The following is a 22495-nucleotide window of genomic DNA, read 5'->3' on the forward strand; positions in this document are numbered from 1 at the left end:
CGCCCGTGACCCCGTCGATCACGCTGCTCGGCCCGCAGCGGCGGCCGACCCTGGACCGGGTGCTGTCCTCCCTGGGGATCGCCGGCCCGGTGGCCGTCGTCAACGCCGGCTGGCAGGAGCGGGAGTCCGACGACGCCGAGATCCTCGCGCTGGCCGGTGGGCAGGCGAGGAACCTGCGGTTGTTCGCCCGCTGGATGGACGTGCTGCGGGCCGACCCGGAGTACGCCGAGGCCGAGCGCGCGCACCGGCTCGTGCTCGACGAGCTGCAGCAGCTCTACCTGGTCCGGTTGGACCACGCCCTGCAGGCCGTGTACGCGGTGGCCGGCCGCAGCGTCGGCCACCCGACCGTCCAGGCGACCGCGGTGGAGGACGCGCTCGCGGCGGTGCGGCTGCTCGACGCGACGCACGTGGCCCGGGTGCAGCAGCTGCACGACGACTTCTACGGCACGTGGCGGCTGGAGTCCCGGGGCGCGATCGCCGGGCACCGCGAGGAGGTGCGCGGCCTGCTGTCGGCGGCGGCCTGCCTGGTCGTCGCCGGCGGGCACGTCGGCGAGCTGGTGCGCGTCGTGCACCTGTTCCACCTGGCGCCGCACCTGCCCCCGCGGGTGGTCGCGTGGTCGGCGGGGGCGATGGCGCTGACCCCGCGGGTGGTGCTCTTCCACGACCGGGCGGCGCAGGGCGCGTCGCTCACCGAGGTCTTCGACGCGGGGATCGGCGTGATCCCCGGGCTGGTGCTGCTGCCGCACGCGCGCCGGCGGCTGCGGACCGAGGACCCCCTGCGCATGTCCGTGCTGGCCCGGCGGTTCGCGCCGTCCCGGTGCGTCGTCCTGGACGACGGCGTCCGGGTGGACCTCGGCCCGGGAGGTGCTCTGCCGTCCGATGCCCGGGTGGTCGACGAGGAGGGGCGCATCGTCGAGGGAGCCGCCGCGTGACCGCGGCCCGGCCGCGGACGGGGTCCGGCCGGCTGGCGATCAACCGGCTCAAGTCGGCGAAGCCGCTCGACGGCGACGCGGTGGACCGGTTCATCGCGCGCCACGAGATCCCGGTGGTCGAGGGGGACCGGTGCACGTTCCTGTGGCGCGGCGAGGCGGACGAGGCGTGGATCTGCCAGCGGATCGTCGGTCTGCCCGACCGGATCCCGATGCGCCGGCTGCGCGGCACCGACCTGTGGTACCTGGTGCTGGAGCTGCCGGAGGGCTCGCGCGTCGAGTACCAGGTCGAGATCCGGCGCGGCGACCACTACGACCGCTTCAACGACCCGCTCAACGAGAAGCGGTCGCACGGGCCGGTCGGCTCGTCGTCCCTGGCCTTCGGCGCCGGCTACGAGACGCCCGACTGGGTGCTCCCGGACCCCGACGCCCGTCAGGGCGAGCTGAAGGACCTCGTGCTGCGCAGCCGGGCGCTCGGCCGGGACGCGCACGTGACGCTCTACCTCCCGGCGCGGTTCCGGCCGACCACTCCGTACCCGCTGCTGGTGGTGCATGACGGCGGCGACTTCCTGCAGTACGCCTCGATGAAGACGGTGCTGGACAACCTGATCCACCGGCTGGACGTCGCGGAGACGGTCGTCGCCTTCACCCACCCGGGCGAGCGGCTGACCGAGTACGCGAACTCGCCGGCCCACTCGCGGTTCCTCACCCAGGAGCTGCTGCCGGAGCTGGAGTCCTCGCTGCCGCTGGTCGGGCAGCCGGCCGGGCGGTGCCTGCTCGGCTCGTCCTTCGGCGGGGTAGCCGCGCTGTCGGCCGCCTACCGGTCGCCGGACACGTACGGATCGCTCGTGCTCCTGTCGGGGTCGTTCGTGTTCACCGACATCGGCACGGACCACGGCGGCGGGCCGGTCTTCGACCCGGTCGTGAAGTTCGTGAACCGGTTCCGGACCAAGCCGCGGAGCGTCGCCGACCGGGTCTTCATGTCCTGCGGCGTCTACGAGCAGCTGATCGTGCCCAACCGGTCGATGGTGCACGTGTTCGAGAACGCGGGCATGCAGGTCCGCTACACCGAGGCCCGGGACGGGCACTCGTGGGAGAACTGGCGGGACCGGCTGCGCGACGCGCTGTCCTGGGTGTACCCGGGGCCGCAGAAGCTCTACTACGAGTGAGGGGGACCCGGATCCGCGGGAGGCGACCAGGGGCGGCGGCCGCCGCGAGACGCGACCACCGTCCCTGGTCTGCAGGGCGAGGAGCCAGGCTCTGGACGACGGAGCAGTCCAGCGCTGGGTCCCCCGAACGTCCGCTGTCCTCGACGTCGGTCAGCCAGGGATGGGCGTGCTGCTGAGGCGGTGCTGTCCGGAGCGGCCCTAGTCCCGTATGGACAGGGTGACCTGGTGGAACGTCGGCAACCATGCGGGGTCCACCTGAACTGGAGCGAAGAACACGAGGAGGACTGGAGCAGGTCCCTCCATCAGGTACAGGTGCAGGTGCAGCACCTCGCCCGGGGTCAGTCGCAGACTCCCGTCGAAGGTGTTGACGGCGCGGCCGGCCATCTCGATCTGGTCACCGGGTGGGGAGATCGTGCTGGAGGGCAGAGACGCCTGGATCTGCTCCCGCTGCTCCAGGGGCTCGCGCGCGTTCAGCAGAGGCGTCTCGGCGACGTACAGGCCGACCACCGACTCGGGCTCCCGTTGAGCCATGCTGGCCGCCTGTTGCCGTGCGTTCGGCTCCCCGAGGAAGATCCCGGACCAGTCGACCGGTGCCAGCACGGCCTGACCCTCGATCCCCGGCCGGCGCCATGGTTCCCAGTCGCGCGGAACGTCCGCGGAGTACCCGCCGACCCCCAGCTGCCGCGTGACCCGGTCGGACCCACGCTCCCACGGTCGCCACAGCACGAGGAGCACCACGGCCGCCGCCAGCACGACCGCCCCGAAGACGACCCGCAGTGGCCGACGGCGTCGCTGTCGGGCGGGTCCCACCGGCTCCCCCAACGACTGAGAGGAGGCGGACGGCGTGCCACCCCGAGCAGCGTCCGCACCAGGTGAACTCGAGGCCCCCTGGTGGAGAGCTCTGTCCTGCGCGAGCGGATGTACCTCCGCGGACGGATCCTCGTCTTCGCTCACGGCCGCGGCCACCTCCACGACCAGTCACCGCATGACGCCTGCTGCTGGTCCGCCGATCCCGGCTCCCCGCTGACCGACACCACGACGGGCGAGCCGGGGTGGTGTCGCCGGGTCCCCGTCCTCGGCAGCGGAGCGACGTCCGTGTCCAGCCACAGGAGCGGGGATTCCCGGTCCTGGACCGAGGGTGGTTCACCGGTCAGCATCTCGCGGGCCGGCGGACGAGCTGTCCGCCGTGGGCGCTGCCCCATCCGTGGGGTCGGCCCTCCCGACGACATGGTGATCGGGGTCGCCGGAGCCGTGGCCGATCTCCGAGGAAGCCGCGGGCCTGTCGTGCGAGCCGGCAGGGCGGCGACGTCGTCCGATGAGCAGCCCCGTGGCCAGTGCCCCCGGCACGAGCAGCGCCACCACCCCCCACATCCACCATGCGATACCCCTGTCGTCCGGCGCGGCGTTGCCGGCAGCGTCCTCCTGGGCGGCGGCGCGGTCCTGAGCGACCGTCAGGTAATCGCGGGCGAGCGCTGAATCGAAGTAGGTCGTCGCCGTCCGCAGCCGCTCGGCAGCGATCGCGTACTCCCCCCGGTTGAGCTGTGCGAGCCCGTCCGCGAACGCGATGTCGAAACCGGATCGCGCGGGCGTGATGCCAGCACCGACCAGCGCGGACTGGATGCTGGCGGCCCCGACCGCGGAGACGACGAAGGACGGGTCGCAGTCGGCCACGGCGAGCACACCGCCAGTGGCCCGGTCGATGACGGGTCCACCGTTCAGCCCACCGGCCAGCGAACTCGTCAGTGTCGGGCCCCCCGTCAGTCTGCTGCCGTCCAGCCGCACGGGTTCGTCTGCGGGCCGCAGGCGGCGCGTGGACGGAGCTGACTGCGACACCTCCCACTCCAGTCCGGCGACCATCGCATCGTCGACGGGTTCCGGGGTCGGAGACAGACTGGCGGTCGGCAGGCCTCCTGCACCGATGCGTAGGAGCGCCACGTCAGTCGGGCCTGAGGGCTCGTTGACGAGCGTGGCCGGCACGGGCTCCTGCTCACCCGCGCTGAGCAACACGACCTCATAGCGTTCGTTGGGGACGACGATGCAGTGCTCGACCCGTCGGTAGCAGTGCTGGAGATGCTCGTCGATCGCGGGATCCGTCGCGTGTGTGGGATCGGTCGTGTCGTTCCCGTCCACCAGTTGCGCGCCGATCTGCTCCACGAAGAGGCGATTGGCCGCCGGAACGGTCACCGCGTCCAGGTCCTCCCGGAGCAACCTGTACAGCGTCGCGATGACACCGTCCCCAGTCACGAGCACCCCGGTCGCCGTGGCTTGGTGCACCTCGTAGGTCCCCTGGTGGATGACCACGTCGCCGGTGGAGTGGTTGACATGGGCGATGGTCACGTCCGCGATCACGTCGATGCGGACGAGCGCGGCCCGCGCACCCGCCAGCTCGGTGTCCACCGAGGCGGGCTCGTCACCGGCCGGAGCAGCCTGAGCCGTCGGTACCAGGGCGACGCACACGAGGAGGACCAGGGCGGGGAGGCCGAGGCGGCGGATGAGCGTGGCTGACGATCGCCGACCCCCAGGGGTCGTTGCCGGTCGGAGCGGCCACCGTGTCCGGTGAGCGCAGGTTCGGAAGGGGCGGATCCGGAGCCCCAGCGAGCACCGGAGCCGCACGTGTCGGTACCACGCATCTGCAGCGTGTCGGTTCGCTCTGCACCGAGCCCGGGCGTCGTGCGGCCTCGCCCGGTGGCGGCCGGGCAGTGTGCCGTCCGCCCCCGGACGGTGTCCCGCTCTCAACGGCATGTCACGAGCCACTCGTCGACCACCCCCTCGGCGCGTTGGTAGGCCTGCACGGCCTCCGTCCCGCGCTGGACCCAGGCATCGGTCGCCTCGGCCTCCCGCAGCGCACGACCGACGTCCTGGGCGTACCGCAGTGCATCGATCTTGGCGGCGGCGGCCTGAGGGCACGAGGCCGCAGGGGTGTCCTCCGGTGCCTCCAGCTCACTGCAGGCCAAGAGATCGCTGTTCGCCATATCGACGTACGCGTCGAGGACATCGGCTGACTCGACACCCTGCTCGAGCGTCGGCGCTCCACCCGACCCGTCGGGAGAGTCTCCACGCAGCTCGGCGACACGCCGGTCGAAGGCGCGCTGGATGTGGGTCGCGTAGAAGTCCGTGAGCGTCTTCGCGTCCTGCAGCGCTGGCTCGCACTGCTGGAAGACATGGCTGGGAAGGGGGTGGAAATCCGCCGAGGGGGGCATCGTGGTCGCAGCCGCCGCTGCCTCGGCCTCGGTCGTCAGTGACACCACGTCCAGCGACCCGGTCTGGACGAGCCCGTAGAAGTCTGCCAAGTCCTCCCCGTACTCGGCCTTCTCCTGGTACAGGCCCTCGTAGGAGTTCGCCACGCGGCCCTCCTCGTCGGCGAGGGAGTACCACGCCCCGGGGCACACGGCGGTCGGGTCCCGTCGGATCTCGGCGTCCTCGGCCTTGCCCTCCAACGTGCCGGCAGGACTGATGCACGTGGCCATCCCGGACTGCTCGACCTCCGTGAGGGGCAGCCTCTCCGCGGGGTCGTACAGCCGCATGCTGAGCACCTGCACCGTGTTGACGACGTGGGAGCCCCAGACGAGTCGATGGAGGGTGCTCAGGTCCTCGATCGGCCACTCGACCACGGTGTAGCGGTGGGGATAGGGGCGCGGCGACCTCGCCTGCTCGACGGTCACCGGCACAGGCGCCTCGTCCGAACTGCTCGGCATGGTGAGTTCCTCGTAGTACGAGTCCCGGCGTCCGATGTCCACCTCGACGGTGCTGTCAGGTCCGTTGGTGGAGCCATCAGCCCTGTCGTCCTGCGACCCGTCGCGGCGGACGGCGTCCTCGGCCTCCTTGTAGTCCCGGTACTCCTCGTTGCTCATGAGCGCGTGCGGCACCATCTCCGGCCCGTGGCTCGGGACCCGCTCGAGGACCAGTCGCGATCCCTGGGCGACGGCCAACCGTGCCGACAGTTGCAACTCCTCCAGGCCGGGGGACTCGCTCGATGCCTCGTGCTCCGGGACGTGGACCACCAGGTTGTGCTGGAACGCCTCCTCGGGCTCCAGCCAGGATCCGTCGACGACGATGTGTCCGAGCTGGAGGGTCCGGAACGCGCTCGGCTGGCTGGTGCGGGAGATGGGGTAGACGTCCTGGGCCCTCGGGTCCCCGGCGCTGAACTGTCCGTACTGGTAGATGTGGGGCAGGTCGCACTCCGGATCGGTCACGGGCGCGAGTTCCTCGAGGAAGCAGGCCACCTGTTGCCGCTCTCGGTCGACGTCGTTGATGCCGTCGATCTGGTCACGGAGGTCATGGGTGACCGCCGTGACCTCGTAGAGGGAGCTGACGATCAGCACCTTGGTGGAGCTGACGTTCTTCACGGTGATCGTGCCCTCGAACATGTGCCCATCCGACGGCTCGCCTGCGTTCTCCCCCGCCGTTGCCGGGGCCGGCCTCAGCTCGGTGGTGACGGTCAGGGCCGCCGCGATCGTGCCCGGCTGGTACTGGTGGGTGTACCACCACTGCACGCCGCCGAAAAGCACCGTGATGGACAGCCCTCCGGTGAGCAGCCGTCCACCGATTACTCCCCAGGCCAGCTGCCCGGCGGCGTCCGCCCTGGTGCTCCACCAGCCGAGGACGGCCGCCCCCACCGACACCACCACGATGGCGGCCCACGGCACCCACGACGGGAACGGCGGCAGGCGACGGGGCGAGAGACCAGGCGCCCGGTACTGCATGAGGAGCAGGTAGCCGCCGACGAACACCCCGGCGACGCCTGCGGCCACGGCCGCGACCCGACCCCGCTTCCGCCGCCAGCCCTCCCGAGCGAGGACCGAACTGCCCGCGAGCAGCACCAGCCCGGCCACCGTGTACGCGAGCCCGATCAGCTTGTACTGGAAGTCTGCGGCCGACAGGAAGTCCAGCACGCCCACCCAGGAGGCGAACACGCCGACCGCTCCGAAGAGGACGGCGGCCACGCCGGCCACGGTGGGCCTCCGAGGGAGGGTCAAGGCCATGGAGCATCACCACTCGGCGGCATCAGATCAACCACCCGGGTCCTATCTGTGCAACCCGGCGAGACTAGCTCTGCGCCCGTCACGCCGGCGTCACCGTCTCGTCACCGCGAGCCCCGCGGTCGTCCAGCAGCACTCGAGGTGGTCGGTTGGCCGATGGCGCGGCCTCGGGACACCTCGAGGGCCTTCTCGGGTCGAGAGTCGACAGCGCAGGCGGTGCCCGGGCAAGCACCGCCACGTGCTGGACCCCTGTCGCTGCTGCTCCGCGCCTACCCGGCGGCTCGCGGGCGGGTGGACCAGTACCGGGTGCGGGACACAGCGGTGGTGCTGAGCAACCTCGACAGCAGTCACCGGCACCCGAACGGTTCTCCCGGCGCTCCACCGCGCAGGTGCCCCGGGCCCGCGAGGCGCTGGGGGAGGACGAGTTGCCGGTGATCCGGCTGCACGACCTGCGCCACACCCACGCCACGCTGCTGCCGGCCGACGGCGTCCCGGTGGAGGTCGTCTGCCATCGCGTGGGGCCCGCGAGCGCAACCGTCACGCTCACCGTCTACCGGCATGTGCACCACGGCACGGGCCGCGAGGCCGCCGACCGCTTCGCCGCCTGCTGGCGGGCTGAGACGAGGCGATGAGCATCGAACAGGCACCACGAGGGCCCCGGAGGCCCGAACGTGGAGTGCCCCGGGGTCCTGACCTGCCCGAACACCGGGGTGGTGCTGTGTCCGAGGGGGACGTGAACTCCTGGCCCAGGCTGAGCATCTGGATGCCTCGTGGTGCCCTGACCTGGGCTCTCGGGATACGGCCGGCCGTCGACGACCTCCGAGATGCACCGAGATGCACCGAGGTACGCCGCCACCAGCATCACGTCGAGCATCACGAGTCGGGTGACGGCAGGAGGGGGGACTTGGGCGGGACCACCTCGCCCGAGGGAGATGCCATCCCACGGGGCACGGACGGGCGACGCGGACCGGACGGTTCGTGCCGCCGTGTCGCGCTGACCACCGGTCGGCGACGCCGGCGTCGTGGCCTTCGGCCACGGCGTCGCCCGCGGTCACTCCGAGAAGGGCCAGCAGAGGCAGGCAGGGGACGAGGACCCACCGTCCCAGGCGGACAGCTGGCAGCTCGCCGTTCTCGATCGCGCGGGCAACGAGTGTCAGTCCCCGGCTCGTCGGCCCGCCCCACCGCTGATCGCCGGGGTCGTTGCGGGGTGCGTGCGGTCGTCGGCCGGTGCCGCCTGACCGGATCGGCTCCGCAGCTGGACGGCAGCCACGGAGGCCAGCACCAGCAGGCCGCCGGCGAGCTGGACCGGGGTGAGGAGCTCGCCGAGCGCGAGCGCGGCCAGCACCGTGGTGACCACGGGCTCGAACGTCGAGAGGATCGACGCGACGGACGGGCCGGTCCTGCGCAGGCCGGCGAAGAACGCGAGCATCGCCACGACGGTGGACACCACGGCGATGCAGGCGACCCACAGCCATCCGGCCGGTCCGAAGCCGAGGCTGATGCCGCCGTCCACTGCGGCGCGGACGGCGAGCGTGACCGCGGCCCCGGTCATCACCAGTGCCGAGAGCACCACCGGAGGCGTCCGGTGCACCGCGGTGTCGGCGACGAGGATGTAGACGGTGTAGGTGAGCGCGGCGCCGAAGGCCAGGGCGACTCCGAGCGGGTCGAACCGCAGCGCACCGGCGCCCAGGAGGACCAGCAGCGTTCCCACCGACGCGACGAGCACGGCGACTCCTCGTACCGGCGTCAGCCGGTCCCGCCCGAGGGCCGCGGCGGCGAGGGTGACCAGCGCCGGGTAGGTGTAGAGCACCAGTGCCACGAGCGACGCGTCGATCCGCTCGAGGGCGGAGAAGTACAGGGTGGCCTGGGTGGCGTACCCGACCGCACCCAGCCCGAGTCCGGTCAGCACGACGCGCCGGGCGAGCCCGCCCGGCTCCGGCCGCTGCGCGGTGACGGGACGGCCGGACCGCAGCTCCGGCCGCAGCCCCAGGACCAGCCCCAGCAGGAGGGCGGCGATCGTGAAACGGAGCAGCAGCAGCGCATCGGGTGCGACCCCGGAGGCGTAGGCGAGTTTGCCGAACACGCCCATGGCCCCGAAGCACGCCGCGGACAACAGGCACAGTGCAGGACCCACGCCACCAGCGTCGACGTCTGCTCCGGTGAGGTCCAGTGACCGTTCGTGGAGCCGACTCGTTAGCATGTCTGCATGGTCGACCTGGACCTGCGCCGGCTCCGGGTGTTGCGGGAGCTGGAGGAGCGCGGCACCCTCGCTGCCGTCGCGGCCGCGCTGGGCTACACGCCGTCCGCGGTGTCGCAGCAACTCGCCGTCCTGGAGAAGCAGGCCGGGGTGCGGCTCCTGGAGAAGGCCGGGCGCGGCGTGCGGCTCACCGACGCGGGTCGGCTGCTCGCCCAGCACGCCGGGGTCCTGCTCGCCGCGGCCGAGGCCGCCCGGGCGGACCTGGCGTCGCTCACCGGGGAGGTTCGGGGAACGGTGCGGGCCGGCGGCCTGCAGTCGGCGACCCGCCGCCTGTTGATCCCGGCCGTGACGCACCTGCAGGTCGCGCACCCCTCGGTCCGGGTCGACATCTCCGAGCTCGAACTCGAGCCGGCGATGCCGGAGTTGCGGCTGGGCACTCTCGACCTGGTGGTCAGTGACGAGTACGACGGCCACCCCCGGCCGCGGCCGGCCGGACTCCGGTTCGAGCTGCTGCACCAGGAGCCGCTGAAGCTGGTGCTGCCGGCCGCGCACCCGGCCGCCCGGCACGGCGGGCCGGTCGCGGTGGCCGCTCTGCGCGAGGAGGTCTGGGTCGCTGCCGCCGCCGGCACCGGCCACCACGCCCTGGTCGTGGGCACGTGCCGTTCCCTGGGCGGCTACGACCCCGACCTGCGGCACCGGTCCAACGACGCCGACGTCCAACTCGAACTCGTGCGCGCCGCGGGAGCCGTCGCGCTCATGCCGCCCCTCACCCTCCCGCCGGCGGATCCGACCCTGGCTGTCCGTGACGTCGCCGAAGCCGCCATCGGCCGCCGGTTGGTGATCCTCACCCGGGACCAGCCCACGGCTCCCGCGCTCGGTGCCGTCCTGGCCGCCGTCCGAGCACAAGCCGCGCGGCTCGCTGCCGGGTCCGGAGCCTGAGTGCCCGGAGCAGCCGGCCGGACGCGATGCCGAGGTCCTCGTCGAGGTCCTGGTGGGACTCGGGACGCCTGAGCAGGCCGGCTGCCTGCGCAGATGCCCGGCCGGCCGGCGACGAGGGGACCGCAGACCCGCAGGGCAGGTGGCCTCGGCCGGTGCACTTCTCGAGCGCGCGGGGGTACCGGCCGGCGGTTGCGTCGACTCAGCTCGTCGGGTTCCCGCCGAGCCCGGCGACTGCGTCCCGCCTGCGACCGTGTCGCGCGCCGATCGAGGTGTCGCTGCGGGGGTGGGGACCGAGGCCGCCCTCCTGGCGTCAGACTCCTGGCGACGAGGAGCGCTCATGGGGCCGCGGCGCTCCCGTCATGCCGGACCGACCGGACCGGACCCCGATGCAGGGAGGACGACGCCATGACCGCCGAACGCGGACACACCATCTACATCGGCGGGCAGTGGCGTGCAGCCGACACGCAGGCCACCTTCGCCGTCACCGATCCGGCCACGGGGGAGGTCATCGGGGAGGCGGCGGACGGTGGCCGGGTCGACACGGCGGCAGCGATCGCCGCCGCCGAAGGCGCCCTGCCGGCCTGGTCGGGCACGACCGCGTACCAGCGCGCGGCCGTTCTCGCGAAGGCCGACACGCTGATGCGCGAGCGCCGGAGGGAGCTGGCCGCGCTGATGACCCGCGAGCAGGGCAAGCCGCTGAAGGCCGCGATGAACGAGGTGGCCTACGCCGCGGACTTCCTCGCGTGGTTCGCCGAGGAGGCCAAGCGCATCAGCGGGGTCACGATCCCCTCCGCGCGGGCCGACCAGCGGTTCGTGACGATGCGTCAGCCGGTCGGCGTGGTCGCGGCCATCACGCCGTGGAACTACCCGATCTCGATGCTGACCCGCAAGCTCGCGCCGGCCATCGCCGCCGGCTGCACCTCGGTGCTCAAGCCCGCCGACCAGACCCCGCTCTGCGCGGTGGCGACGGTGCAGGTGCTCGCCGACGCCGGGCTGCCCGCCGGCGTGGTCAACATGGTCACCACCACCCGCGCTGCCGAGGTCGGCGACGCGCTGCTGGACTCCCCGGTGGTCCGGAAGCTGACCTTCACCGGCTCCACCGCCGTCGGGAAGATGCTGGTGGCGAAGGCCGCCGCCACCCTCAAGCGCGTCTCGGTCGAGCTGGGCGGCCATGCGCCGTTCATCGTCTTCGGTGACGCGGACCCGGTGCGGGCGGCCAAGGGGGCCGCGCTGGTCAAGTTCCTCAACACCGGTCAGGCGTGCATCAGCCCGAACCGCATCTACGTCCACCGCTCCCTCTACGACACCTTCGTCGCCACCCTCGAGCAGCGCATCGCCGCGCTGCGCGTGGGCAGGGGCGACCAGGAGGGGATCTCCATCGGCCCGCTGATCGACGACCGGGCCGTGGCGAAGATGGAGGCGCAGGTCGACGACGCACGCACCCGGGGCGCCCGGGTCGTGGCCGGTGGTGGGCGGGTGCAGGTCGACGGACTCGGCGGCACGACCTTCTTCTCGCCCACCCTGCTGGCCGACGTGACGCCGGACATGCTCGTCTCCCGGGAGGAGACGTTCGGGCCCATCGCCGCGGTGACCCCGTTCGACGACGAGGACGAGGTCATCGCCCGGGCCAACGACACCGAGTACGGCCTGGCCGCCTACGTCTACACCAACGACCTGTCGACGGCGATCCGGGTGACCGAGAAGCTGCGTTTCGGGATGGTCGGGGTCAACGACATCAACCCCACCTCCGCCGCCGCACCCTTCGGCGGGGTCAAGGCCAGCGGGCTGGGACGCGAGGGCGGGTACGAGGGCATCGACGAGTACCTCGACACCAAGCTCGTCGGCATCGCGATCTGAACTCGCCCGGGACGGCCGTGCTGCCCCGCCGTGCGGGGACGACGGCGGCCACGGCGTCTTCGCCGACCCGGCGCCCGCATGGGTACCCCGCCTCGATCGTCCGGCAGGTGGGTCGGTCCGGAGATCGTGCCCGCGGCCGCCCGCGTCCTCGACGCGGCCGTCCGGGTGGTGGGCCCGGGCCGCAGGGTGTCGACGTGGTGTCACCAGGGCCCCGGAGGCCTCGAGGGGAAGCGCCCCGGGCCTCCTGGCCTGCGGGAACACCGGCGCCGCGACGTGGGAGCCGTCCACCATCGGCCGTTGGCGTGGTCGCGCACCCAGCTCAGTCGGTGGTCATCGCGCGCCGGCGGACGCGCTCGTCGTAGCGGTCGCGCTCGCCGCTGAGGGGCCTGCCGAGGTACTCGCCCAGCGTGACGCCGGCAGCGAGGGCGAGCCCGACGGCGCCGGCCCCGACGAGGGCGCCGAGCCCGTCGTCGATCCGTGCCTCGACGACGATGGTGAACAGGCCGTGGTAGACGGCCAGCCCGGGCAGCAGCGGGACGATGCCGCAGACGGCGACCAGCTGCGGTGGGACCCGGAGCCGCTCGGTCAGCACCTCGCCGCACGACCCGAGGACGACGGCGGCGGCCCCGGCGGCCAGCGCGGGACCGGCACCCAGTCCACCGGCTGTCCAGAACGTCGTCCAGGCCAGCCCGCCGGCCACCGTGGCCAGGCCGACGGCGCGCGGACGGGCATGGGTGGCCAGGGCCCAGAACCCGGCGATCCCGGCCGACGCGGCCAGCGCGACGGCGAACGGCACGGGAGCGGGGGAGGTGTCGATGACGGTCAGTGGGAGCTGTGCGCGCTGGGCCAGGTCGAGGACGCCGGCGATGCCCACGACGATGCCGGCGGTCAGGGTCACCACCTCGAAGGCCCGCGCCCCGGCGGTCACCGGGAACCCGCTGATGGCGTCCTGGGCCGCACCGACCAGGGACAAGCCGGCGAGCAGCACGACGATGCCGGCAGCGACGACCAGGGAGGTCTGTACGTCGACGTCCCAGGCGAGCAGGAGGACGGCGACCCCGGTGGCCAGCGCAGCCCCGGCCACCTGCTGGAAGAACAGCGGCAGGCTCCGGCGGTTGAGCGCGCGCATCACCTGCTCGACCACGGCGGTGGTCAGCGCCGCGAGGAGGGCCTCCCGCCAGCCGCCGCCGAGGACCAGCCCGAAGCACCCGGCGACGCCCGCCCACCCCAGCGCGGTCACGCTCCGGCGGTAGGTGGCGGGCGCCGAGACCACCCGATCCAGCCGGCGGTGCGCTTCCTCGACGTCGAGGTCGCCGGCGCCGACCGCACGGGCCAGGTCGGTGATGCCCTGCAGGCGGGTGTAGTCCAGCCGGCTGGTGTGCACGATCCGCATCGCGGTGAGCGGCACCGCGTTCTCCCGGTCGTAGCTGACCGTGATCGACCCGAAGGTGATGTCGACCTGGCAGCTGGTGAGCCCGTAGGCCGCAGCAACCCGCAGCACCGTCGCGGTCGCGTCAGCCGCCGATGCCCCGACGGCCAGCATCGACGCCCCGATGCGCAGGGCGAGCCCCAGCGCGGCGTGCGCGGTGAGGTCGTCCATCCGGCTGGCCTGGGCCCGCAGGCCGATCGGCGCGGTCGGCGGGCTGGTCCCCGCGATCGCCCGCCAGGCCCGCTCCGGGATGCGCGCGTACGGCATGTGACGATTAGGAGGCCAGGTGGGCACGCCTCAACGGTATGTGCGGCCACGCGTCGACCGACCACCACGCGACCGGCCGGCCCATGGCGTGTCCGTCTACCCCGGCACGGGCCGCGAGGCCGCCCGCTCGGCGGACGTGGCGTGCGTCAGGAGCCGTCCGACGTGTCCTCCTGCTTCCTCGGTCAGCGGCGATCGGCGCCGAGAGCGCGGTCGCCGTCGTCCCCTCCCTCGGCACCTGGTGCCGTGGCGCGCCCCTCCGGAGCCCCCGGCACACCGTGGGCGGCCCCACGGCAGGAACGGGACTCCGGACCGCCGGAGGGGACGTCGATCGGGTCGCCTGGCGCTGCCCGGGCGCGCTCGACGGGTGGGGCGGTCTCGCGGCGAGCCGTGGTGGAGTCCGCACGGCGTCGGACGGCCGGACCGCCGAGTTCACACCGTTCGGGGTCGACTTCCTCGGGGAACGGTCCTCGGGGAACGGGTGGTCCTCATCGTCCAGGGGTCGGCTCGTCGGGTGGCTCCGCCGTCGGCAGCGGCGAGTCCTCGCCCCGGATGAAGTGCCTCGGGTCCGTGCCGAGACCCGCGTCCAGCCAGCGCCGGAAACCCCCGGGATCCCGGCGCTGGATCTCCTCGAGCACCAGCTCGCGCGCCGGGACCGAGGGGGATCCGGCGACGGCCGGCCCCGCGCCGGTGCACCGCCACTCGTCCAGCAGGTCGTGCAGCGGCAGCCGCTCGAGCAGTGCTCGCAGCGAGGACTGCCCGGGATCCAGTGCCTCCCGTCGTGGCGCGACCGCAGGAACGGGCTGGCGAGAGACCTGGGCGATCCAGTTGATGCCGATCAGGGTCGTCAGCAGGATGACGACCACTGACAGGTGGCTCCCGCGCTCACCCAGGGCCTCCGTCCCACGGATGAACGGGAAGAACAGGCCGGTGGCGGCTCCCACGGTCAGGCGGGTCAGCAGCGGGGCCCTGTCTCCCGGCTCGACGGCCCAGTGCGCGAACTGGGCGAACCACGCGCCCACCGCCCCGCCGACGAGCACCGTGACCAGCACCAGTGGTGTCGCGGAGACCAGCACGCCGAGCAGCGCGACCAGCACGAAGACCGTGGCCAGGACCCGGATGGCCACGCGGTTCAGGGCCAGCAGGGGTCCCGAGGAGCCGTGCGCTCCACCGGTCCGACGCCCGTGCCGTCCCTGCGGACTGCTCACTCCGGCGGCCGGTCGAGGGGATCGGCATGGCGAGCACGGCGTTGCGGCGAGTGCCGGGATCGCGAGGGCATCGGACCTCCTGACGGCGGCGGGGCAGGCGCCGACCGTAGGTCCGTGGCCGGGCCGCGGTCAGGGACGCGTGCGGAACTCCGCCGGCCGCGGACGTTGCCGGGCGCCGGAAGCCGCCCGGCGCCACGGGGACCCTGGCTCGGGTGGCGCGAGGACCGGCATCCACCCCTTCCGGCGTGGTGGGGCCTGCCGTGGACGGTCAGCGGGTCGACTCGTCCGGTCGCGGTGCCGGGTCGTCCGCGACGGTACGGAGGTGGTCTTCGGGTGGGTCCGCCGCTCCGGCGAACAGCCAGGCGTCGAAGCCCGCGGGATCGCGCCGTCGGATCTCCTCGAGGACGGCCTCCCGCCACCGCACGACGGCGTGACGGTGGCCGGTCGACGACCGGTCGACGTTCGCGCCCGTGGCACGCCACTCGGCGACCAGGTCGTCGAGGGAGAGCGTCCGGAGCAGCTCGCGCGGCGGACAGGCAGTTGCCGTGTCCTCCTCGAGCGGCTCGCGAGCGCCCGGGGCGGCCGGTCCCACCCCCGTGCCCAGCCGGTGGATCCACAGCGTGCCCCGGACCGAGAGCAGCCCCACGAGCGCGAGCACGAGGTAGGCGCCCACGGCGCCCAGTTCGCGGACGCCGGTGCAGAACGGGACGAACAGGGCGGCTCCGGTCGCCACCGGCAGCCCGCTGGACAGAGGACGAGCGGCCCGGCCACCCCGATCGTCCAGCGAGTCGGCCAGGCGCCCGATCGACACGGCCACGGCCCAGCCGACGGCACCGAAGACGAGGGCGACGAGGAGGCCCTGTGGGCTGGTGAACACCGCGCCGACCAGCGCCACGCCCACCGACGACGTCGCGAGCGCCAGCGTGCCCACGCGGAGGAGGCACCGCGCCACCCGTCGGACCTGGGCGCCGGCCACCGCAGCGATCACCGGACGCTCCTGTCCACCGTGGGGACCGGGGATCCGCTCGCGCCGGCGGTGGCGGCTGGGGCGTCGGTGGGTCGGGGCAGCCTGCTCCGCAGCCGCCGGTTGTTGCGCGGCTCCCGGCGCGTGGCGGTGTCGTCCAGCTGCCGGCGCAGCCCCTCGCACACCCTCCTGACCGCGTCGTCGAGGTGGCGCTGCGCCGAGCTGGCCACGAGGCGCGGTCGCCCGCGGATCCAGCACTCGAGGGTGAGGCGCTGGCCCGGGGTGCCGCGGTCCTTGAGGGAGACCTCCAGCTCGACGCGTTCCGCTGGATAGCGGGCCAACTGTGCGTCCAGGCGCACCAGCATGCGGACGAGGACGTGGCGCTCCTGCTGGGTGAGGCCGGCGGCGAGGCGCAGCGAGCCGGCGACGGTGGCCGGCTCGGTGCACGTGATCCGGGCGTCCGCGCGGGCCGGCCGGGCCGGGTCGGGGGAGCTCATGACAGGACTCGCTTCCTCAGGGTCCGGGGGACGTCGAGGGAGTCGCGCAGCAGGGCGCCCACGCCCGCCGGGAGTCGCCGACCGTCACGGACGGTCCGCACGGTCGTGGACGTGGCGCACGCGGCGTGCACGAGGACGTCGGACAGGCGGACGGGGCGCCCGGCCGCTCCGACGCTGTCGAGCACCAGCCGTTGGATCCCGTGGCGGTCCGCCTGCTCCGGTGCGACGAGCACCTCCTCGGCCTGTCCGTGCACGACGGCCCGTAGCGTCGCCGTCGCCCCGACGCAGGCGCGGCCACCGGGAAGCGCGGCGAGCAGCTCCTCGACGACGGCGGCCTCCTCCAGCGCGGCGACGTCCGCGGCCATGAGCCGTGCCCGGGCGGCCAGCGAGCCGGGGTCGGAGGGGCCCCGGACGCCGACGAGCAGGGCCCGGATGCGGGGTTCGAGCCGTGTGCGGAGGAGGTCCAGCGTCCCGGCCTGGCCGCCGGTGACGACGAGCCGGGCCCGGCTGCAGCCCACCAGCCAGGTCAGCGCCTCGCTGACGGCCCGGGCGTCGGCCGTCCACTGCTGCTCGGCGCGGGCCAGCCGCCGGTGCGGGCTGACGGGGGCTGAGCCTCCGACCAGGAGGTCCTCGCCGACGACCTGGCAGACGAGGTCCGGGGCTCCGGGTTCGACGAGGAGCAGGTCCGCGCCCCGTCGGTCGGTGACCACGACGACCACCGGGACCTCCCGGTGCCGAGCGGCGAGCAGGGGTGACAGGTGTGGGAACGGACCGAGGGTGGCCCCCTCCTCCACCGAGCGCGGCAGGTGCTCGACGTGGCTGCGGCCGTCGGCGTCGGCGAACGCGGCCATCGCCTGTCCGCGCAACGGCGCCTGGTGCGTGCACTCGTCGAGCGCGGCCAGTATCGGCTCCGGTGCACCCTCGTCCCGAAGCCGACGGCGGATGACGGGCCACCGCGTCCGCACGTGCTCGGCGCCGTCACGGATGCCGGTGCGCCCCCGGAGGTAGACGGATGCCACCGGCCCTGGGTACGCCAGCTCGTGCACCTGGGTCGTCGGCTGCCACGGAGCAGGCGGTCGGGTCGCGTGGTCCGGGGATCTCGTCGTGAAGGTGGTCATCCTGGCCTCCTGAGGGGTCGGACGTCGTCGTGCCGCGGCCGGTCCCGCCCTCCCACGGCGGTGGACCGGACGCTAGGGACGGGCACGGGCGCCCCGGCAGGACAGCGGTCGGCGAACAACCCCCGGCCAGCTTGCCGACGGTGCGCAGTGCCGTGGTGCCCCGCGGCCGGTGTCCGGTCGTCGGGCCGCCGCGCTGCGCGGCCGCGGCAGGGGCTCGGTGCGCGGTCCGGCAGTCCCCACCGGCCGGGCCGTGCGGTCGGTCGCCGGTCGCCCGCGCCCAGGTGTTCGGCCTGCCGGCCGGTGCTTGTCGGCAGGGCCTGCTGTGGATGGCGCTCGTGCTGCGGTTCACCGCCCGGGCCGGCCCTGGCACCGGAGCGGCTCGTCGCCTCAGGAGTCGTGACCGTGGAAGTCGTGGACGGGGCCGCGGGGCAGGACGTCGGACGGCGGTGCGACGACGGCCCGCACGGTCGTCTCACCGGCCCGGGCGAAGGTCAGGGTCAGTGCCACCGACTGCGCCGCGTCGATGCGGCGGTCCAGCCCGGACAGCACGACGACCGGTGCGTCGGTGCCGATGAGGACGGCCTCGCGCGCCGGGAGGAGGACGTCCACGGCGGCCCTGTCCGTCGCCGACTGCGTGCGGTGTGCCCGGGCGTCGACGGGGTCGGGGGAGGAGCCCGGCTCCGCGACCGTGGGGGGATCGCCGAGCGTGGCGACGCCGAAGTCGGGCCCGGTGACCTCGACCAGCCGGTCGTCGACGGTCCCGCTGTTCACGATCGCCATCGTCAGCTCCACCTCGTCACCAGCCTCGTGGGCACCGCCGATCGGGTGGGCGAGTTGCACGGCACGGATGGTGAGGTCTCCCACCTGGCCGGTCCCACCGGTCCTGTCCCGCACCTGCGTCGCGGTCTGGGCGACCTGACCGGCGCTGCAGCCGGCGAGCACCAGCGGCGACAGGACCAGGAGGACGGCGGCCGCGGATCGCAGAGCCCGGACACGACCGGGCGCCCGTGCCTCCGTGAGCGGTGAGTGGTCCCGGCCACCCGGGCAGCGGGGCTCGCGTCGCGCCACCGCCACCGCCACCGCCACCGCCATCGAACGTCGTGCGTGTCGTGTCACCTCGGCATCACCACCCCGCGTGTCCGGCTCCCGCCTGGCGCGGGGCCGACGTCCTGACCGGTCCACGAGCCGGACGGTAGGGACGACCCCGGCACGGGGATACGCCCGGGGCGGGACGAGCGGTGCGGCTCCTCGTTGCCGGATCCCTGCAGCCGGGCTCTCCAGGGGACCCGGGTCGCGCCCGTGGCCGGGCACCCCACCGGGTACGGGCGCGAGGGGATCGCAGGGCGCCCGGCAGCGGGACTGCACCCCTCGCGGTCGCAGGTGAGCCGGCCGGATGGGGTCCCGGCCCCATCTTCACGCGGATCGCTGGACCGGCCGTCGGCCGTGGATCACGCTCGTGTTCGTCGGGGACGTGCCGATCCCGACCGGGCGGAGTGGGTGATGGAAGACCGCAGTCGCGGGCTGCAGCGGATCGGTGCCTCGCTGTTCTGGCGGGTCTGCCTGGTCAACGCCGCGGTCTTCGCGGCGGGGGTGGCCGTCCTGGCGGCGTCCCCGGCCACGGTGTCCTCACCGGTCGCGCCAGGGGAGTTCGTCGTGCTCCTCGTGGGTCTGGCGGTGATCCTGCTCGCGAACGCGGTGCTGCTGCGCGCCGTCCTGGGGCCACTCGACCGCCTGCGGAGCCTGATGGAGGACGTCGACCTCCTCCAGCCCGGGCAGCGCCTCCCCGAGCAGGGCAACGGCGCGGTCGCCGACGTCATCCGCACCTTCAACGCGATGCTCGCCCGGCTGGAGGCCGAGCGTGCCCTGAGCAGTGGTCGCGCGCTCGCGGCCCAGGAGGGAGAGCGGCGTCGCGTGGCCCGGGAGTTGCACGACGAGGTGGGGCAGAGCCTGACCGCGGTGCTCCTCGGGTTGCGTGGGGTGGCTGACCGGGCTCCCGCCGACCTGGCCGAGGAGGTCGTCATGGTGCAGGAGGCAGCCCGCAGCAGCCTGGACGAGGTGCGCCAGGTGGTCCGCCGGCTCCGCCCCGGTGTGCTGGACGACCTGGGACTGTGCAGCGCTCTGACCTCCCTGGTCAACGAGCACGCCTGGCTGACCGGGGCGGACGTGCAGCGTCGCTTCAGCTCCTCGCTTCCTCCTCTCGATCCGCAGAGCGAACTCGTCGTCTACCGGGTCGCACAGGAGGCACTGACCAACGCGGCCAGGCACGCGGGCGCCCGCCGGGTCGTGGTCGAGCTCACCGAGACCGCTTCGGGGGATGCGGTGTTGCTGCGCGTCCTCGACGACGGGCGGGGGCTGGACGGCAGCGCGGAGGGCGCCGGCGTGCGGGGGATGCGGGAACGGGCTCTCCTCGTCGGCGCGACCCTGACCGTCGGTCCCCACGAGTCCGGAGGTACGGACGTCCGCCTCTGCGTCCCGCTGCGCCCAGCACGAGAGGACAGGACGTGAGGAACGGCCAGCCGACGCGGATCCTCCTCGCGGACGACCACGCGCTCGTCCGTCGCGGTGTCCGCCTGATCCTCGACCGGGAGCCCGACTTCCGGGTCGTGGCGGAGGCCGCCGACGGGACCGAGGCCGTCGCTCGCGCGCGTGACGTGGACGTCGACCTGGCCGTCCTCGACGTCGCCATGCCGCGGTTGACCGGCCTGCAGGCGGCCCGCGAGATGTCCAGGAGGTCGCCGGGGCTGCGCATCCTCATGTTGTCGATGTACGACAACGACCAGTACTTCTTCGAGGCGCTCAGGGCCGGGGCGTCCGGGTACGTCCTGAAGTCCGTCGCCGACCGTGACCTCGTCGCGGCCTGCCGGGCCGCGGTGCGGGACGAGCCGTTCATCTACCCCGACGCGTTCACCTCGCTCATGCGGGAGTACGTCCAACGGGCAGGTCGCGGGGAGCGTCTCCCCGACAGCGTCCTGACCGGTCGGGAGGCCGAGGTCGTCAAGCTCATCGCCGAGGGCTGCTCGTCGAGGGAGATCGCCGCGCTCCTGGTCATCAGCGTCAAGACGGTCGAGCGGCACCGGGCCAACATCCTGCAGAAGCTCGGCATGCGAGACCGCACGCAGCTCACCCGCTATGCCATCAGAACGGGGCTGATCGAGCCATGACCGTCGCCGACGAGCAGGCCGTGCGCACGGCGCGCGGCAGCGGCGGGGAGGTCGCCGGGGTGCTGTCCGAGCTGGCGGAGGCGGCCACTGCGCGCAGCGGCGTCCCGGTCGCGCTCCTGGACGGGTACCCCCACGCCCTGCTGACGGTGGCGCGGACCGGGCGCGGACTCAGCGCCGAGGAGGAGGACAGTTGCCGCCGCCTGGGCGGTCAGGCGGTGGCGATGGGTGTCGGCCTGCCCGCGCTCGTCGCGGTCCACATGCACGCGTCGCGCCGGTTGTGGTCCCGGCTGCCTGAGCTGCTGGGCGCGGTGCGGGAGCGCCCGCTGCGTCCGACGGAACTGGTGGGTGTGGGAGAGGCGGTGTGGCGGGCCGCGGATGCCGCGCTGGCCGCGCTGACCGCTGGGTACGTCGAGGCCCAACGGCTCGTGGTCCGCCGCGAGGAGGAGTTCCGGCGCGAGTTCGTCGACGATCTGTTGACCGGTCGGTCCCCGATCGGTCCGCTGATCGAGCGCGCGGAGCTGTTCGGGCTGCAGCTGAGCGGCGGTCACCTCGTGGTGGTGGTGGAGGGTGGGCAGCCCATCGACTCGGGCAGTGCTGTCCGGGGATCTGTCGAGGAGACCCTGGGCGCCCGCTTCGCCACCAGGGGCCTGCTCGTCGAGGCCAAGGACGGTCGGCTGGTGTGCGTCGTGTCCTCCCCTCCGGGGGGCGACAGGGCCGGCGACGTCGGCGACCAGGTGGCCGAGCTCGCCGGCCGGGCCGTGTCCGCCTCGGTGCGGCGGGGGTGCTGGCGGGCGGGGATCGGCCGTCCCTACGCCGGGCCGCGGGGAGTGCAGCGCTCGTTCCAGGAGGCGATGGAGGCGCTGGAGACGGCGACCCGTCTCCGCCTGCCCCACCGGGTCGTCCACGCCGCCGACCTCTTGGTGTACCGCGTCCTCGGGCGGGACGAGGCGGCCCTGGCCGACCTCGTCCGGACGGTCCTGGAACCGCTGACCGCCGCCCGCGGAGGAGCCGAGCCGTTGGTCGAGACCCTGCAGGCCTACTTCGCCGCCGGCAGCAACGCCGCCGAGGCGGCTCGTCGACTGCACCTGAGCGTCCGCGCCGTCACCTACCGGCTGCAGCGGGTGCAGGAGCTGACCGGGTACAGCGCCGGGAGGCCGTCACAGCACCTGACCCTGCTCGTCGCCGTGACCGGTGCCCGGCTGCTCGACTGGCCACGGCGCCAGCTGGTGAGCGAGTGACGACCGGCGTCCTTGCCTGCAGACGGCAGTCCACCGGCCGGGAGTCGTCCCAGTCGGACCGTCGCCCTCTCGCGGACCCGGTCCTAGCGTCCGGGACATGCCAGTCCAGACGCAGCGATCGGTCGGGTCGGGTCTCGCGAGGCGGGGACCGCGTCCAGGGTCGGCCGGGTCCCTCCTCGATCGACCGGCGGAGCTGACCGTCCAGGTCACCCGCGGGGGCCGCCGGCCGCTCGTCACCGTGAGCGGCGCCCTCGACGCCTCCGGCGCCGCGCTCCTGTCGGCCATGCTCGAGCACGTCGGGGAGGTGCAGGGTCGACCTGCCGAGGTGGACCTCACCGGCGTGGACTACGCCGACAGCCACGGACTGGCCCCCGTGCTCGATGGGCGGACGACCGTCGTCGGTGCCTCGCCGCAGGTCCGGCGGATCCTCGAGCTCCTGCAGGAGCCGTGCCCGCAGCCGGTGTGAGGCCCGTCGGCATCGGCCGAGAACCCGACGGCACCGTCTGAGGACCCGCTGGCACGGCGTTGATCCAGGAGCCGGCCGAC

The 22495-nt window shown here is 73.7% G+C and carries 19 protein-coding genes; 9 read left to right on the plus strand and 10 right to left on the minus strand.

Features of this window, described 5'->3' with window-relative positions:
• The first annotated feature begins 5 nt into the window (after positions 1-5).
• Positions 6-932: a hypothetical protein gene (locus ACI79O_RS17365; RefSeq protein WP_456891656.1), complete on the plus strand. Its 927-nt coding sequence runs from the start codon at positions 6-8 to the stop codon at positions 930-932.
• Positions 929-2098 carry an alpha/beta hydrolase-fold protein gene (locus tag ACI79O_RS17370; RefSeq protein ID WP_456891658.1) on the plus strand — a complete coding sequence of 390 codons (1170 nt, stop codon included), beginning with the start codon at positions 929-931 and terminating at the stop codon, positions 2096-2098. Before ACI79O_RS17365 ends, ACI79O_RS17370 begins: the two co-directional genes overlap by 4 nt.
• 198 nt (positions 2099-2296) lie before the next feature.
• Here ACI79O_RS17370 and ACI79O_RS17375 read toward each other — a convergent pair whose 3' ends face one another.
• From ACI79O_RS17375 to ACI79O_RS17385, 3 genes are all read right to left on the minus strand, one after another.
• Positions 2297-2908, minus strand: a complete 612-nt coding sequence (locus ACI79O_RS17375) for a hypothetical protein (RefSeq protein ID WP_456914762.1) — start codon at positions 2906-2908, stop codon at positions 2297-2299.
• A gap of 333 nt (positions 2909-3241) precedes the next feature.
• Positions 3242-4495, minus strand: a complete 1254-nt coding sequence (locus ACI79O_RS17380) for a hypothetical protein (protein WP_456914763.1) — start codon at positions 4493-4495, stop codon at positions 3242-3244.
• Between the two features lie 335 nt (positions 4496-4830).
• Entirely contained in the window at positions 4831-7041 is a 2211-nt protein-coding gene (locus ACI79O_RS17385) for a hypothetical protein (protein WP_456891664.1), read from the minus strand.
• A 425-nt stretch (positions 7042-7466) separates the two neighbouring features.
• On the opposite strand from ACI79O_RS17385, the gene ACI79O_RS17390 reads away from it, so the two are divergent.
• Positions 7467-7709 (plus strand): hypothetical protein, encoded by a 243-nt coding sequence (locus ACI79O_RS17390; RefSeq protein WP_456891665.1) that lies wholly within the window; start codon positions 7467-7469, stop codon positions 7707-7709.
• A gap of 521 nt (positions 7710-8230) precedes the next feature.
• On the opposite strand, the gene ACI79O_RS17395 is transcribed toward ACI79O_RS17390, so the two are convergent.
• Positions 8231-9211 carry a DMT family transporter gene (locus ACI79O_RS17395; protein ID WP_456891668.1) on the minus strand — a complete coding sequence of 327 codons (981 nt, stop codon included), beginning with the start codon at positions 9209-9211 and terminating at the stop codon, positions 8231-8233.
• 72 nt (positions 9212-9283) lie between these two features.
• On the opposite strand from ACI79O_RS17395, the gene ACI79O_RS17400 reads away from it, so the two are divergent.
• Together ACI79O_RS17400 and ACI79O_RS17405 are read left to right on the plus strand one after the other, a co-directional pair.
• On the plus strand, positions 9284-10213 hold the full coding sequence (locus tag ACI79O_RS17400; RefSeq protein ID WP_456891670.1) for a LysR family transcriptional regulator: 930 nt from the start codon (positions 9284-9286) through the stop codon (positions 10211-10213).
• Between the two features lie 405 nt (positions 10214-10618).
• Positions 10619-12070, plus strand: a complete 1452-nt coding sequence (locus ACI79O_RS17405; RefSeq protein WP_456914764.1) for an NAD-dependent succinate-semialdehyde dehydrogenase — start codon at positions 10619-10621, stop codon at positions 12068-12070.
• A 319-nt stretch (positions 12071-12389) separates the two neighbouring features.
• Here ACI79O_RS17405 and ACI79O_RS17410 read toward each other — a convergent pair whose 3' ends face one another.
• The 6 genes from ACI79O_RS17410 to ACI79O_RS17435 all read right to left on the minus strand — a co-directional run bounded on the left by ACI79O_RS17410 (position 12390) and on the right by ACI79O_RS17435 (position 18390).
• Positions 12390-13766 (minus strand): threonine/serine ThrE exporter family protein, encoded by a 1377-nt coding sequence (locus ACI79O_RS17410; RefSeq protein WP_456914765.1) that lies wholly within the window; start codon positions 13764-13766, stop codon positions 12390-12392.
• Positions 13767-14251: 485 nt separating this feature from the next.
• Positions 14252-14890, minus strand: coding sequence for a hypothetical protein (locus tag ACI79O_RS17415; RefSeq protein ID WP_456914766.1), 639 nt, complete (start codon positions 14888-14890; stop codon positions 14252-14254).
• Positions 14891-15239: 349 nt separating this feature from the next.
• Positions 15240-15959, minus strand: coding sequence for a hypothetical protein (locus ACI79O_RS17420; protein ID WP_456914767.1), 720 nt, complete (start codon positions 15957-15959; stop codon positions 15240-15242).
• Positions 15956-16432 (minus strand): hypothetical protein, encoded by a 477-nt coding sequence (locus ACI79O_RS17425; RefSeq protein ID WP_456914768.1) that lies wholly within the window; start codon positions 16430-16432, stop codon positions 15956-15958. Before ACI79O_RS17425 ends, ACI79O_RS17420 begins: the two co-directional genes overlap by 4 nt.
• Entirely contained in the window at positions 16429-17451 is a 1023-nt protein-coding gene (locus tag ACI79O_RS17430) for a baeRF2 domain-containing protein (RefSeq protein WP_456914769.1), read from the minus strand. The genes ACI79O_RS17425 and ACI79O_RS17430 overlap by 4 nt, the downstream gene beginning before the upstream one ends.
• A gap of 486 nt (positions 17452-17937) precedes the next feature.
• The gene (locus ACI79O_RS17435; RefSeq protein WP_456914770.1) at positions 17938-18390 is read right to left on the minus strand and encodes a hypothetical protein; all 453 of its coding nucleotides are present in this window, start codon (positions 18388-18390) and stop codon (positions 17938-17940) included.
• Positions 18391-19050: 660 nt separating this feature from the next.
• On the opposite strand from ACI79O_RS17435, the gene ACI79O_RS17440 reads away from it, so the two are divergent.
• The 4 genes from ACI79O_RS17440 to ACI79O_RS17455 all read left to right on the plus strand — a co-directional run bounded on the left by ACI79O_RS17440 (position 19051) and on the right by ACI79O_RS17455 (position 22415).
• The gene (locus ACI79O_RS17440) at positions 19051-20055 is read left to right on the plus strand and encodes a HAMP domain-containing sensor histidine kinase (protein ID WP_456914771.1); all 1005 of its coding nucleotides are present in this window, start codon (positions 19051-19053) and stop codon (positions 20053-20055) included.
• On the plus strand, positions 20052-20711 hold the full coding sequence (locus tag ACI79O_RS17445) for a response regulator (RefSeq protein ID WP_456891686.1): 660 nt from the start codon (positions 20052-20054) through the stop codon (positions 20709-20711). Before ACI79O_RS17440 ends, ACI79O_RS17445 begins: the two co-directional genes overlap by 4 nt.
• Positions 20708-21949, plus strand: coding sequence for a PucR family transcriptional regulator (locus tag ACI79O_RS17450; protein WP_456914772.1), 1242 nt, complete (start codon positions 20708-20710; stop codon positions 21947-21949). Before ACI79O_RS17445 ends, ACI79O_RS17450 begins: the two co-directional genes overlap by 4 nt.
• A gap of 238 nt (positions 21950-22187) precedes the next feature.
• A complete protein-coding gene (locus ACI79O_RS17455) occupies positions 22188-22415 on the plus strand; it encodes an STAS domain-containing protein (protein ID WP_456914773.1) in 228 nt (75 codons plus the stop codon).
• Positions 22416-22495: the final 80 nt, after the last annotated feature.

The organism is Geodermatophilus sp. SYSU D00696 (assembly GCF_054050235.1).

What these genes read in the sequence shown, in the direction of transcription:
- ACI79O_RS17400 (WP_456891670.1), top strand. Translation starts at nt 9,284, where the DNA reads ATGGTCGACCTGGACCTGCGCCGGCTCCGGGTGTTGCGGGAGCTGGAG.
- ACI79O_RS17405 (WP_456914764.1), top strand. Translation starts at nt 10,619, where the DNA reads ATGACCGCCGAACGCGGACACACCATCTACATCGGCGGGCAGTGGCGT.
- ACI79O_RS17410 (WP_456914765.1), bottom strand. Translation starts at nt 13,766, where the DNA reads ATGCCGTACGCGCGCATCCCGGAGCGGGCCTGGCGGGCGATCGCGGGG.
- ACI79O_RS17425 (WP_456914768.1), bottom strand. Translation starts at nt 16,432, where the DNA reads ATGAGCTCCCCCGACCCGGCCCGGCCGGCCCGCGCGGACGCCCGGATC.
- ACI79O_RS17440 (WP_456914771.1), top strand. Translation starts at nt 19,051, where the DNA reads ATGGAAGACCGCAGTCGCGGGCTGCAGCGGATCGGTGCCTCGCTGTTC.
- ACI79O_RS17450 (WP_456914772.1), top strand. Translation starts at nt 20,708, where the DNA reads ATGACCGTCGCCGACGAGCAGGCCGTGCGCACGGCGCGCGGCAGCGGC.